Source organism: Youngiibacter fragilis 232.1 (genome assembly GCF_000495435.3).
Classification (GTDB): domain Bacteria; phylum Bacillota; class Clostridia; order Clostridiales; family Clostridiaceae; genus Youngiibacter; species Youngiibacter fragilis.
In genome coordinates this window covers 1-14,707 of the sequence record NZ_AXUN02000202.1, presented here as the reverse complement: position 1 = coordinate 14,707, position 14,707 = coordinate 1, and the positions used below count along the sequence as shown (strand labels likewise).

Annotated in this window: 10 protein-coding genes and 1 pseudogene; 2 read left to right on the top strand and 9 right to left on the bottom strand. The window is 46.2% G+C overall.

Annotation, left to right across the window (positions count from 1 at the left end; translation table 11 throughout):
- The 9 genes and pseudogenes from T472_RS15130 to recD2 form a co-directional block, all read right to left on the bottom strand.
- Positions 1–385: pseudogene (locus T472_RS15130) on the bottom strand (IS4 family transposase); the annotation flags it as partial.
- Positions 386–659: 274 nt separating this feature from the next.
- On the bottom strand, positions 660–1,400 hold the full coding sequence (gene pflA / locus T472_RS15125) for a pyruvate formate-lyase-activating protein (RefSeq protein ID WP_023387105.1): 741 nt from the start codon (positions 1,398–1,400) through the stop codon (positions 660–662).
- A 99-nt stretch (positions 1,401–1,499) separates the two neighbouring features.
- Positions 1,500–3,728, bottom strand: a complete 2,229-nt coding sequence (gene pflB, locus T472_RS15120) for a formate C-acetyltransferase (protein WP_023387104.1) — start codon at positions 3,726–3,728, stop codon at positions 1,500–1,502.
- A 742-nt stretch (positions 3,729–4,470) separates the two neighbouring features.
- A complete protein-coding gene (locus T472_RS15115; protein ID WP_023863686.1) occupies positions 4,471–6,366 on the bottom strand; it encodes a signal peptidase I in 1,896 nt (631 codons plus the stop codon).
- A gap of 44 nt (positions 6,367–6,410) precedes the next feature.
- Entirely contained in the window at positions 6,411–6,785 is a 375-nt protein-coding gene (locus T472_RS15110) for a hypothetical protein (protein WP_023384104.1), read from the bottom strand.
- 407 nt (positions 6,786–7,192) lie between these two features.
- Positions 7,193–7,570 (bottom strand): HIT family protein, encoded by a 378-nt coding sequence (locus tag T472_RS15105; RefSeq protein WP_023384108.1) that lies wholly within the window; start codon positions 7,568–7,570, stop codon positions 7,193–7,195.
- A 29-nt stretch (positions 7,571–7,599) separates the two neighbouring features.
- Positions 7,600–8,226, bottom strand: coding sequence for a ComF family protein (locus T472_RS15100; protein ID WP_152975183.1), 627 nt, complete (start codon positions 8,224–8,226; stop codon positions 7,600–7,602).
- On the bottom strand, positions 8,196–9,161 hold the full coding sequence (locus T472_RS15095) for a hypothetical protein (RefSeq protein WP_023384114.1): 966 nt from the start codon (positions 9,159–9,161) through the stop codon (positions 8,196–8,198). The genes T472_RS15100 and T472_RS15095 overlap by 31 nt, the downstream gene beginning before the upstream one ends.
- Positions 9,151–11,394, bottom strand: a complete 2,244-nt coding sequence (gene recD2, locus T472_RS15090; protein WP_023384117.1) for an SF1B family DNA helicase RecD2 — start codon at positions 11,392–11,394, stop codon at positions 9,151–9,153. Before recD2 ends, T472_RS15095 begins: the two co-directional genes overlap by 11 nt.
- 184 nt (positions 11,395–11,578) lie before the next feature.
- Between recD2 and nagA the strand changes: the two genes are divergently transcribed.
- Both nagA and T472_RS15080 read left to right on the top strand, forming a co-directional pair.
- The gene (gene nagA, locus T472_RS15085; RefSeq protein ID WP_023384119.1) at positions 11,579–12,706 is read left to right on the top strand and encodes an N-acetylglucosamine-6-phosphate deacetylase; all 1,128 of its coding nucleotides are present in this window, start codon (positions 11,579–11,581) and stop codon (positions 12,704–12,706) included.
- 114 nt (positions 12,707–12,820) lie between these two features.
- Positions 12,821–14,554, top strand: a complete 1,734-nt coding sequence (locus T472_RS15080; protein ID WP_023384121.1) for a DUF4153 domain-containing protein — start codon at positions 12,821–12,823, stop codon at positions 14,552–14,554.
- Positions 14,555–14,707 lie beyond the last annotated feature (153 nt).

Sequence of the window (14,707 nt, the reverse complement as noted above, 5' to 3'; positions counted from 1 at the left end):
CTAAGTCAGTTTTATCTGTTGGGATATGGATGTCAGAACCATCAACAGCCAACAAACGGTACCCCTTAAACAACGAATCTACTGTTGTTCTCTGGGCAAATGTATGGAATAAACTTTCAAGTGCGGTATGTTTTATTTTTGCTCGTTGTTGTACAAATGCAGCAGCTGAAGCTACGTTCATACTACATCCGTATTGACTTAGGAGTTCGTTGGTCAATGAACTTCCTTCCATTCCTAGTATCGAGATAATCATCTTTTCGAATGGAAGTTTTCGATTCCTAACGAAATCCACACCTGGATTTCGGATGTGTTCACCTGGACCGTTTTTCAAGTCGTGAATGAGTGACAACAAAGTTTCTCTTAGCTCTTTCGGATTATTTTTCATGTGTGCCCTCCTTGTAATTGGTATCTCCCTAATTACAAGGGCCGCTTTCGTTACGGTATAAAAATCAGTAACGAAAGCGGCCGCACATTTTAAGTATCTAGTCAAACAAAAATTTGAATTCTGGCAAAAAAAATCTCGCACCACGTATAACGTAGTGCAAGCTTTTAACTTAATGCCATTGGGCTTATGCCGGGGCGTTTTCATTTACTTCTATTTTCACTCGTCATGATTCCTGCACCGCGGGGGCTTTATCCCTTTTTCCAGGAAACGGGAATCATCTGTTGGATCGGAGATAGTAATCCTCACCCAGCTCCTCAAAAAGGATCTCCGTGAGACGGCTGCACTTTTCCTTGTCCATCGGTTCAACCCCGTCAAGCTTGTACTTTATGTGCATCTCCTCATACTTGTTCTGGCCGAGGGTATGGTACGGAAGCAGTTCAACCTTTATGACGCCCTTTACAGGCTTGAGCTTATCAGCCAGACGCCTAATGTGGTCCTCTCCGTCCGTTATACCAGGCACCACCACATGTCTTATCCACATCTTGACTCCGGCCTTCTGGACCGCCTCAAGGAACCTGAGCGATGTGCTTCCGGTTCTTCCTGTAAGCAGCATATAGTTTTCAGGGTCGATATGCTTCATGTCGAACAGCACCAGGTCTGTATTTTCAAGGATCTCCGCATATTCTCCAAAGCCATAGCCTGCGGTGTCTATCACAGTATGGATACCCTCCTGCCTGCAAAGCTTAAGGCATTCCAGAAGGAACTCCGGCTGCATAAGGGGCTCTCCGCCGGAAAACGTGACCCCTCCTCCTGATTTCTCGAAATAAGGCTTGAATCTCCTTATCTTCTTCACCAGGTCGGCTGCCTCAATAAGCTCGCCTCCTCCCATAAGCCATGTGTCCGGATTATGGCAGTACAGGCACCTCAGCTTGCAGCCCTGCAGGAACACTACAACCCTTATTCCCGGCCCGTCCACAAGACCCATGCTTTCCATTGAATGTATCCTGCCCTTCATAACCTCACCTCAACAAATCATTATCTGTACATCATACAACAAAAAGAAATCCATAGAAAGGGGGAAGGACCCCTTTCGGGGCCCTTAACAATGATTCTATTACATCTTTTCGTGGAATGTCCTTGAAATGACTTCCATCTGCTGCTCCCTTGAAAGCCTGTTGAAGTTTACCGCATAACCGGATACCCTGATAGTCAGTGTTGGATACTTCTCCGGATGCTCCATGGCATCTTCAAGCTTCGCCCTGTTAAGCACATTCACGTTAAGGTGATGAGCCTTCTGTGCGAAATATCCATCAAGAACAGATGCAAGGTTGTTGACCCTTTCGAGTTCGGTCTTGCCAAGCGCATCAGGAACGATTGAGAATGTATTGGATACACCATCCTCGCAGTTTCCTACGTAAGGTATCTTCGCAACGGAGTTGAGTGATGCAAGCGCACCCTCAAGGTCCCTTCCATGCATTGGGTTAGCTCCTGGTGCAAGTGCTTCTCCAGCCTTCCTTCCGTCAGGTGTCGAACCTGTCTTCTTTCCATATACCACGTTTGAAGTGATCGTGAGGACTGAAAGGGTATGCTTTGCATTCCTGTAGGTCGGGTGCTTCTTCAGCTCGCTCGAGAACTTCTCTGTAATGGCTACCGCTATATCGTCAACCCTGTCGTCGTCATTTCCAAACTTAGGGAAGGATCCTTCTATTTCGAAGTCAGTGGCAAGTCCGCCCTCGTTCCTTATCGGCTTTACCTTGGCATACTTGATTGCAGACAGTGAATCCGCTGCTACAGACAATCCGGCTACTCCGAATGCCATAAGCCTCTGTACGTCAGTATCATGAAGGGCAAGCTGTCCTGCCTCATACGCATATTTGTCATGCATGTAATGGATTATGTTCATTGTGTTGACATAAAGGTCAGCAACATACTCAAGCACAACATTGAACCTCTCAGCAACAGTCTCATAGTCGAGCTCGTCGCCCTTTATCGGCTCAAGTCCCTTGATTACAGTCTTTCCGGACTTTTCGTCAACTCCGCCGTTTATCGCATAAAGGAGCGACTTGGCAAGGTTGCATCTTGCACCGAAGAACTGCATCTGCTTTCCTACAGTCATTGCAGATACGCAGCAGGCTATCGCATAGTCGTCACCGTATCCAGGCCTCATAATGTCATCATTCTCATACTGTATGGAATCTGTCTTTATGGACATGTCCGCGCAGTACTTCTTGAAGTTTTCCGGAAGGTCCTGTGACCAGAGGACTGTCATGTTTGGCTCTGGTGAAGTTCCAAGGTTTATGAGTGTATGTAGGAACCTGAATGAAGACTTTGTCACAAGCGGCCTTCCGTCAACTCCCACTCCTCCTATAGACTCAGTTACCCATGTAGGATCTCCTGCAAAGAGGTCATTGTACTCAGGTGTCCTGAGATGCCTTACAAGTCTCAGCTTTATTACGAACTGGTCAATGTATTCCTGTGCTTCTGCCTCAGTTATCACACCTGCCTTAAGGTCCTTCTCAAGGTAAACATCAAGGAATGTGCTGGTCCTTCCAAGCGACATCGCTGCACCGTTGTTCTCCTTTACGGCTGCAAGGTATCCGAAATAGAGCCACTGTACAGCTTCCTTTGCGTTCTTCGCAGGAACTGATATGTCGCAGCCATACTTCGCTGCCATAGCCTTGATGTCGCCAAGCGCTATGATCTGCTCGTTCAGCTCTTCTCTCTGCCTTATAAGGTCATCGAGCATAGCTCCTCTGGCATTCTTCAGGTCCTTCTTCTTCTCGGCGATAAGCTTGTCTATGCCATATAGGGCAATCCTTCTGTAGTCGCCTATTATTCTTCCCCTTCCATATGCGTCTGGGAGTCCGGTCAGAAGTCCTGAGGATCTCGCTGCCTTTGTCTCATCATTGTACGCATGGAATACGCCCTGATTGTGAGTCTTCCTGAATGCAGGGAAGTACTTCGCAATTTCCGCGTTAGGCTCATAGCCATATGCTTCAAGGGACTGTTCAACCATCCTGTATCCACCGTAAGGGTTCATCATCCTCTTCAGCGGTGCATCGGTCTGGAGTCCGACTATGCTTTCATGGTCCTTGTCAATGTATCCTGCTTCAAAGTTGTTTATTCCGGAAACCCTGTCAGTATCAACCCCGAGTATTCCTTCCTTTATTTCCTTGACTATGAGCTTAGAGGATATTTCCCAGACCTTCTTCGTATTTTCAGTCGGTCCTGCGAGGAACTTGTCGTCACCCTCATAAACTGTGTAGTTCTTCTGTATGAAATCTCTGACATTGATTTCGTTCTGCCAATCTCCGGCAACAAAACCTTCCCATTCTTTGAACAATTGAATTCCTCCTATACCCATTTCCGGGCTCATTCGCCAAGTGTTGTTTGCTTACAATGAAAGTATACAATAACTTCAAATACTTGTTAAGCATTTTTCACACTCATGAAATATTCCGACAACTACATTTCTCTCGATAAACTATTGACAAACCGCAATTTTTGTAATCTATTTCCAGCATCAAAAACAGTTCTATACAGATTTTATAACAGTTTACGATTTATTTGAGTAATATATCCACTCTGTACTAATAATAGCAACAGTTTTCAGTCAAAATAAAGTTTTCGACAAACACCATTTTTTTGATAAAAACCTCTTGAAATCACGAAACATTACAACTGATAATTATATTCATTTTAAAATAATGCAATTGCAACGTTTACATGTTAAATTCTTGACATTATGTGTAGAAAGAAAGCAGTACCTTTCGATACTGCTTTTTGAAAGTTAATTGACCTGGTCTTTGACCCCACACTCGCCTGCTGGAGCTTTTGCTACCCGGACTCAACCTCTCACTACTAACCCTCTCATTTCTGGCAGGACTAACATCTAAACCGCACCATGATTGTCGGGCCATTGGCCTGACTTACGTGGATCCTTTTGCCTGCGACTGGCTTGGACTTTCAACCACAAACTTAACTTTCATTAACCCATTATAGAGAAAGACCAGTGAATTTTCAAGATGTTTTTTCATACCCTTATTCACTGACTGCCTTAGCCATCCGTCCAGATGGTTGGATACCTACTTTACTGATGCAAGTGCGAATCTCAGGGTATCTACATTTACTATGAACCCTGCAAAAGGTATGTACCTTGTGACCTTCCCCACGATCATATCGTGTTCTACAGGAAATTCATCCTCGGATGTCATGCCGTCTCCCTGCGTAATCAGCAAGGTCTTACCTTCAGGCGAGGTCTCTATCCTAACCACCCTGTGACACTCTACCATCCCCTGGGAATTGCCGACCTTGAAGGTTATTATGTCTTTCTCCTTGATGTCATCAACTGAAACATCCACCGAAATGACCAGGTCTCCAAGTCTCAGGGTCGGCTCCATTGTCGCAGTCCTCATGGCTGTAAGCTTGTATCCTGCAATTGCAGGTACGCCGTCGCCGATGTTGGATGCAGCATAGAAATAAACCGTAGCACCCGCGATAAGCACGAGCATCAACGCCATTACCCTCGCAATAATTGTGAATATTCCTCTTCCGCTCTTTGAAGCAGATTTTTCCTTTTCGGCTTCCGCCTTCTTCCTTTTCTTCTCTTTCTTCAGGCCAAACCTTTCAACTTTCGATGTCTTTGCCCCATAATCCTTCCTGAGATGCTTCAAAAGATCGATTTCCTCCTGCAGCTTCTCTTCCTTTACGGACCTGACCTCAGGTTTGGAATCCCTTGGTTGTTCAGCTATTGATGCATCCGCTTCTGATACCTGATCTGCCTGCTTCATATCAACTTCACCAGCTGAAATGAAGTCCGGATCCTGCATAGAATACCCGATAGATTCTACATCCTCAAACCTTACCTCAGACTCTCTCTCGAGCATCAATTCCCCTTGTCCGGGATTCTCGTCGTATGACAGCTCATCATTGAGTGGTTCAGGCTCTATAGTCACCGCTTCCTCAGCTTCAGCCTCTGGTGATCCGGCAGTTGTCATAAGCTCCTCTTCCAAAGCTCTTGACTCCGCCTCCCTCTCAAGCATCAGTTCCCTGCGCCTCAGGAGCTCGTCGTATGACAGCTCGTCATTGAGTGGTTCAGGCTCTATAGTCACCGCTTCCTCAGCTTCAGCCTCTGGTGATCCGGCAGTTGTCATAAGCTCCTCTTCCAAAGCTCTTGACTCCGCCTCCCTCTCAAGCATCAGTTCCCTGCGCCTCAGGAGCTCGTCGTATGACAGCTCGTCATTGAGTGGCTCAGGCTCTATAGTCACCGCTTCTTCAGCTTCAGCCTCTGGTGATCCGTCAGTTGTCATAAGCTCCTCTTCCAAAGCTCTTGACTCCGCCTCCCTCTCAAGCATCAGTTCCCTGCGCCTCAGGAGCTCGTCGTATGACAGCTCGTCAAATGTCATATGCCCTGTATCCTGTTCTGAAGTCGGGTAATCAATTTCTTCCTGTCTGCTCGTATCTTCAACCTCAGTTGCGCTAACCCCTTCTTCATTTACAACCTCCCTGATGGAAACATCCTGAAGGTCATCATCGAAAAGTTTCGATGATGGTGATGATACATCATGCAATCGTCCGATTCCAAAAACCGGGGTATCTGCTGGATGATGGTTTTTGGCATTCGATATGGCCTTCATCAGCCTTAATGCAAACTCATCGCTGTCAACAGGGCTTGTAATGAAGTCGTCGATATTATTGAAAAATACCGGCCCCATCTCTTTCAGCGTCTCGCGCCTAAGCACTGCAATGCTATAGCTCCCTTTGCTTATCTGTTTGACCTTGAAGAGGAAGTCTTCGATGACCTTCTTCAGATATCCTTCAACACCACAGACCACAAGGTCGAAATCTATGCCTTCTGCGATTTCGAGAGCCAGTTCTTCAGGCATGGCGACAAGCACCTCGCCTTCCGTTCCGTTCCTTGCAAGGTGTTCCTCGATGAACTCGATTGATATTTCATTGTTTCTAATCAACAAAACCTTCATAATGCTCACCTACTGACGATCGATTTGATCAATCACGATTTCTTCTATCTATGAGTTCCTCTGGTTGCTTTGGCTATTCTGAAGACCAGTTCCTCAGTGTCCGCAGGACTGGATAAAAAGTCATCGATCAGATTCAGGAAATCCGAGCCCATGGCCTTCAGCATATCCTTTCTCACTACCGCAAGGCGGTATGCACTGCTCCCAGCTTCATCAAGCCTTCTCAAAAAGTCTACTGCCACATCCTGTGGATATTCATCCATTGGACATATAAGGATATCGAACGGTGCGCACTTGGCCGTTTCTATGGCCAGGTCGCATATTTTTACCGAAACTATGCTGGCTTCCATGCCATTCTCAGCGAATAGCCTCTCGACCACATCAAATGTCAGGTCATTGTTGTGGATAAGCAATACATTCATTTCGCGCCTCCAAATATATGGATTATCTAATCTTAAGCATCTCATTAAGATAAAATTCTATAGTACCTTTGATTATATACTATCAACAAATGATTTTCCATATATGTTTCAAGGAAAACTTAAATTATTCCAAATATTGCGATAATTTTTTTCTTGCTTAACCCTTGTTTGATTAAAAGAAAAATCGATTCATTATGAGATGCTTAAAATAATCCATGAAGCACAACGACAAACAAGGACAAGAAACCTGATATGTACACTTTGTTAACAAGTTTACATATCAGGTTTCTTAACCAAAATTGATTTGAGCTAAAAATAAAATTTAAATATTGACCAAGAATGAATAAATCGTTTGAAATACCTGTCAGTCTCAGAAATCGCCTGGTTCAAAGTATATTATGGCTGTCCTACCCATCATACTCGACAAGCGGCTTCATGAGCTTTCTGACACCACCTTTAGGATTGTCGACATCCCCTTCGTATCTTGGGATCAGATGGATGTGCAGGTGGAATATGGTCTGGCCTGCAGCTTTTCCTACATTTATTCCAATGTTGTAGCCATCCGGATGGTATTTCTCATCTATAGTTTCCTTGACTTTTCTGATCATGCTGTCAAGATATGCGGCTTCATCGCTTGTCGCTTCAAAATAGCTGGAAAAATGCCTCTTCGGCATTATCAGCGCATGCCCCTTTGTCACAGGAAAATTGTCATATATGGCAAAGCTCCCTTCATTTTCAGCAATCAGAGGACCTTTTTCAAGGTACGAGCAAAATATGCAATCCATGTATCCACCTCCATAAGCTTCTCTAAGGCTCATCTTGCACCCTGGTATGCGAAAGCTACCGCACCTGCGATTCCACCGGCATCAGTAATTTTCACCATGCAGCTACTAAGCGTACTTCCGGTTGTTGCGACATCATCCAAAACTAGTATTTTCCTGCCCTTGACAAGGCTCTGCCCGTTTTTCACAAGCCTTATCGTCAAGGCATTTTCCTGTCTTCCTGTCCTCTCAAGCCCCTTTTGTTCAAACTCCGGTGCCTTGAACAGCCTAGCATGTTCTCTCCCCGCAAGAGCTGCCACATTCCTTGCCAGAACCTCACCGTGGTCAAATCCAAGCCTTTGCCTGGAAAGCCTTGATGACGGCGCCCATGTGACGATATCAAAGTCTCTTATGTAGTCTTCAAACCTGCTGTGGATTATTCCCGCAATTTCCTTTCCAGCATTGAATGAGCCCGCTGATTTGAAGGATGAGACAAGAATCTTTGCCGAGCCTTCATATCGGCTGCAATGAAGTATATCAGACTCAGGTTCAGGTACAATGGTCAGTCTGCAGACCGGGCAGAGTCCATTGTAGTATCCATCGCACACCGGACACCTTAGCCTCGGATAAAGGGTATCGAGCAAGCCATCTATAATCCTGACATGTAGCCTTTTTCCCACAGGACCTTGTTGAAGTGCCTTGTCATGTACTTTGTCTTCTCTATGTCCGGTGTTTGTGTCTGGCAAAGGAAGATCACCTCTCCGTTTTCGTCATTGCAGTATCCGCTCCTGAGACTAAGGAACAGAAGTTCCCTGTAGCTGAATTGAATGGAATCAGCACCATGCACTATTATCTCGAAGTTTACCGGCACCCCCAGAAAGTCATCAATATCATCAGTCATGAAGATATGTGCCTTTTCGGTGTCCTTCACCAGCTCAGACATTCCCATCGTACCTACCGTATTGACGTCAAAGACATAACCCATGATAGAGTCGTCCACCTTGGCAAGGTACCTGATGAGCCTCCTTGATTTTATCCTGTCGCCCGTATATATAAGGACATTCTTCTTTTCATATACGAACCAGAGCAGATACTCATATATCGAGACCGGTATCTCGTCATCTATGTTGACCCTTGTCTCTATGATCCTCGGCTCAGATACATATTCTCCGGTACCTCCCATTGGAATCTCAATGGTCTCCACATTAAGGAGGATCTCCTCGAATGAATAGGCAATAAGCTTTTTGCATCTCGTAAAGATGTAGCCTATGAGATTCTGGACCTCGACCTTCCTCCTGTATGGAAAGGAATTGAGGTCGTCATAAATCGCGAGGTCATACTCACCTGATGCTGACAAGGCATCCTGGTAACCGCACACGGTAAGGTTCTGCTCAAGCCCTTCAGGCGGTATCCCATCAAACAGGGTATCCATGAGCAGCTGACTTTCCTTCTCATCACCCGTGATATATAGTACCCTTCCGTCTGATTCAAGTACAGATTCACACATCTCCCTTACAGGCTCTATCCCCATATATGGGACCGCTACCAGGTTCAAGGCCTTGCTCTTTGACCTCTCAAACCATTCCTTCAGCCCTTTTGTCAATTCATCTGACAATTTGCCCATCACCTCCGGAATCTGATAGTCCGTAATCCAAAATGCTTTTTATCCTGTACTTAAGCGAAGTGTGCCTTTCAAATGTCCTGGTGTTCGAAACCATATAGTTCAGGGCACGCTTGGAGCCTACAAGGACAAGCAGCTGCCTTGCCCTTGTAACCGCAGTGTAGATCAGGTTTCTGCTCATAAGGAGCGGAGGCCCCATGAAAACAGGGATAACGACTACCTTGAACTCACTTCCCTGGCTCTTGTGTATTGTAACTGCGTATGCAAGCTCCAGCTCTTCAAGTTCACCGCTTTCGTATGTCACATATCTTTCATCGTCGAAGATGACTGTAACTTTTTCATCTTCTTCATCAATCCTGACCACATAGCCTATGTCTCCGTTGAACACCCCCTGACCGCCGTCGCCTTCGAATATTGGGTCAGGATTCCTTGTCCACTTTATCATATAGTTGTTCTTGGTCTGCATTACCTTGTCTCCAACCCTGAACTCGGTGAACTTGGTCTTTCTGGCCTTTGAATTAAGCACGTTCTGCAGAACCTCGTTAAGGTTCAATACACCAAGGTCACCCTTCTTCATGGGTGAAAGGACCTGGAAATCCCTGATCCTGTCCCAAGACCTGTTGAAGCCCGGAAGCCTGTTCAGTATTAGGTCGATCACCTTTTCCAGGCTGTCCTCAGGACCTTCAGATTCTATGAAGAAGAAATCACTGTCCTTCACATTAAGGAAAGGCATCATTCCACTGTTTATCCTGTGGGCATTTATGGTGATATATGACTCCTTACCCTGCCGGTAGATATACTCAAGCTTCACCACCTTGAAAGCACCGCTCTCGATCAGGTCCTCAAGGACCCTGCCGGGCCCGACAGACGGCAGCTGGTCCGCATCTCCTACCAGAATTAGCCGCGTTCCCGGACTTATGGACTTGAGGAGGTTATTCATGAGCATAACATCGATCATTGAAGCCTCATCAACGATGACTACATCACAGTTTAGGCTTGACGTCTCCTCCATCTCGAATTCTTCCTCACCTTCGTCAGTGACTCCAAGCTCAAGAAGCCTGTGTATCGTCTTTGATTCCCTGCCGGTGGCTTCGGACATCCTCTTCGCAGCTCTTCCGGTGGGGGCACCCATTATGACCTTTTTCCCTTCCTTCTCGAAGATCTCAAGTATGCACTTTATTATTGTCGTCTTACCGGTTCCGGGACCTCCTGTTATTATCTCAATACCGTTAGTAACTGCCCCCTCTATGGCTTCCTTCTGCTTTTCATGGAACGCTATCCCATTGGCCTTCTCGAACCAGGCGATGTGGGATGCGACGTTCGCCTTCATTTCCTTTACACCCTGAAGGCTGAGAGCAAGTATCCTCTTTGTTATCGAAGCCTCGCTGTACAGATATGGAAGCGTGAAAACCGAATCTATGCCATCCACTTTTTCAAGAACAAGGCGGTTCTCCATGACCGAATGCACGAGATTGGCCTCGATCAGCTCCTCACTCACCTCTAGGCTTTCAATCCCCTTAGCCACAAGCATGTCCTTCGGCATGCATGTATTTCCCTGTGAACAGAATTCATTCACCAGGTACTTTACCCCGCTCTGGATCCTGAAAGGGGAATCCGGCATGATGCCCAGGTTCCTGGCAATCCTGTCGGCAGTCTTGAATCCTATGGTAGGGATCTCTTCAGAAAGGACATAAGGATTCTCCTTTACCCTCCTGATCGAATCAGCCCCAAACGCCTTGTATATCTTGAGAGCCTGCTTTGGCGTGACTCCGTATGACTGCATGAATACCATTATATTCCTGACTTCCTTGCCTTTCTGGTAGGAAGCTGAAATCATCTCGACCTTCTTCTTTCCTATCCCCTCGAGCTCCAACAGCTTCTCAGGCTCTTTATCCAATATTTCAAATATGCTGCCCCCGAACTTCTCAACCAGCTTCTTGGCTGTTGCAGGACCTATGCCTGATATAGCACCCGAAGCCAGATATCTTTCAATGCCAAGCAGGGAGTTGGGCAGTATCTCCTCATACTCGGTACACTTGAACTGTTTTCCGAAGGTAGCATGATTCAGCCACTCTCCCTTAAGCCTAAGGGTCTGTCCGGGAGATATGAACGGAAATATGCCCACTGCAGTATGCAGGCTTTTGGCATCCTCTATCCTGAGTACACAATACGCATTCTCCTCATTCTGGAACACTATGTCCCTTACAGTTCCTTCAAGCACTTCCATCAGTTCACCTTCTTTCCTTTCAATAATAAGGTATATCGGGCAAGGATTCCACATTTTTGCCCTATACACATTATGTTAACAAATTCTATACCTATTCATGAAGCAATTAGATGAAATTTCCAGTATAATGTTATTAATGAAAATAATTTCCCGATACACTTGTGTTCGGGCATGAGGTGATAAATTGATATTCAAGAATTTCAGGCTCATATTCACTGACAGGATTGAAGTTGGAAGCCTTCAGGTCAAGGATGGAAAGATAATCTCCATAAACGGACCTTTCATCGAGGATAATGAGGAAATCGATGGAGAAGGGAAATACCTTTCTCCCGGCTTCGTGGACATACATATCCATGGCGCAGGAGGCAAGGATACCATGGACGGTGAAGTGGAATCAATAGATACGATTGCAAGGGTGATAGCTGCGCATGGCACTACAGCCTTCCTTCCGACCACCATGACCATGGAAGTGGCCGATATTAGAAAAGCACTCAGTTCAATCAGGGAAGCTGCGAAGAACCATTCAGGAGCAACGATACTTGGAGTTCATCTGGAAGGGCCGTTCATAAGTCCCAGGGCCATAGGTGCACAGAATCCCGGCTTCGTCCTTGAGCCTTCGATAGCAGCTTATGAATCCATTGCAGATGGCTACGAGGAACTCATAACCAGCATTACGATGGCTCCAGAGGTGCCCGGTGCATCAGAATTGATTCCCTACCTGAAGGAAAAGGGTGTTAAGGTATCAATCGGCCACACTGCAGCGACCTATGAGGAGGCGGTTGAGGGAATCGGACTGGGTTGCAGCCATTCCACGCATCTTTATAACGCCATGACTCCTCTGACACACAGGAGTCCAGGGGCAGTCGGAGCTATCTTCGACACTGATATAACCACTGAGACGATTTCCGACGGGATACACATTTCCTGGCCTTCACTGAGGATAGCCTACAGACAGAAGACAAGCGACAGGGTGATGCTTGTCACTGATGCCATGATGGCATGCGGAATGCCTGACGGCAAATACTGGCTTGGCGGACAGGAGGTACTTACAAAGGAAGGTGCTGCAAGACTGCTTAACGGATCTCTTGCAGGCTCAATACTCACAATGGACGCTGCAGTCAGGAATGTTTCAAGGAACACCGACCTCCCTTTATACGAGGTTGTCAAGATGGCATCCCTAAACGGCGCCAGATTCTGCGGGGCAGAGGACAGGAAAGGAAAACTTGCTGAAGGATACGATGCAGATCTTCTCGTGTTTGACGAGGATATAGTTATCTCCCAAGTATTCATTGAAGGTAAAAAATTCATATGATCGAACAGAATGCCGGCACTGCCGGCATTCTTTCTGTAACCGCATTGTATCACGGACATGACTGCAGTGTGGTAGAATCTAGGTAGGACTATTACTTATAAGGATGTGCTTGAAATGAAACTACTTGAAAACATCAAAAAGTCAATGAAAGACCTGAGGATCGGCTTTGAACGCTATCCTGTCACACTTATAGCATCTGTCACGCTGCTGGTGATCCTGATTTCACTGAATGAAATGGACATGAAGGATATCGACACCGAAATCCTTGGCAGAATTGCCATGGTTGTCGGACTTTCGCTCCCATTGTCAATATCAGTGGCCCATATCAATGAAAGCCTGCTTTCCAAGAAGACACAATTAAAGGCTTTCGCCTTTGCTATCGCAGCAGCCTTGCTCGTAGCGTACTACTTCCTGTTTACCGAAGACCACGGCATGGTCACAGGGATGCGCTATGCAGCTACACTGGTCGCTCTGATCATAGGGGTATTCTTCACCCAGAGGCTTAAGGTAAGGCTTAACTACGAGACCTACGTGACCAAGGTTTTCTATTCGTTCTTCCTCACAGCCCTATACTCTGGTGTCCTGTACTTTGGAATCACAGCCATCATATTCACAATCAATTCGCTTTTCGATGCTGAAATTCCTGACAAATACTACCTGTACAGCTTCCTTACAGTCGTATTCGTCTTCGCTGCCTCAATGTTCCTGTCAAAGCTGCCAAGGATCGGGGAAACCTTCGGGGACCACAAGTACACCAAAGCCCTCAAGGTTCTGCTGCTGTACATAGTCATTCCGCTCATCACCATATATACCGGCATACTCTATGTTTACTTCATAAAGATCATCGTTACCGGAGTGTGGCCAAGAGGCCTTGTATCGAATCTTGTTCTCTGGTACTCGGTGCTTTCAGCCGGAGTCATATTCTTCATATCTCCCCTTGTCTCGGAAAATGTGGTAGCCAAGGCTTTCCGCAACTTCTTCCCTGTTGCCGATATTCCGATACTTGCCATGATGTTCGTATCCATGGGACTTCGTATAGGCCAGTACGGCTTCACCGAGAACAGGTATATGGTTGTCATTCTTGGAATTTGGGCACTTGCGGCAATGGTATGGTTCATAGCGATAAGGAAGCTCAACAATATCTTCCTGCCGGTATCCATGGCACTTACAGCCCTCATCGCGGTTTTCGGTCCCTTGAGCGCATTCAATGTATCTGAGATGAGCCAGAACAACAGGCTTGAATCTATCCTTGAAAGAAACGGGATGGTTCAGTCAGGGACAGTCATCCCAAATGCATCTATACCTGACGGTGACAAGAGAGAGATCAGCGCAATAGCCTCTTTCTTCGAATCTAGGGAAACCTACGAGATGGACTACGTCCCTGAAGGCTTTAAGACAATGGATATGAAGGTGGTCTTTGGATTCCCTTATGAGGATGACAGAGGTTACCCGGACGATAAATACTTCTACTTCTTCGTCCCCATGGAAAATCAGGTCCTTGATATAAAAGGCTATGAGCACTTGGCAAAGGCAGCCACGTATCAGACGAATGAATATTCTCTGGGTAACGTCTCGATGAAATATGACTCCACAACATCCGAACTCATTTTCAGCGGCAGCTCAGGTAAATTGATCAAGGCTGATTTCAAGGCATACTACCAGAGGATGTGGGACGCTTCAAGCACCTATGCCGGCAAAGGCGAAGTGTCAGTCAATGACGCCACCTTCACTGAAGAAAACGAGAAGATATCAGTGAAGATCATTTTTGAAAGCATGAATGGAAACCTTGAGAACGGAAAGATAAAGATCGACAATGCAGCCTACTTTGTCCTTGTAAGGGTCAAGTAAAAAAGCATAAGCCTTGCAAAAAATCGGGTAGGGCCCCGCTCACTAGTTAGGCGGGGGACCTCCCACACCACCGTACGTACCGTTCGGTATACGGCGGTTCAGTCGCTTAAGTGCGAGACACGAAGCTGCTCGTAGCGAGTCAGGATTTCATAA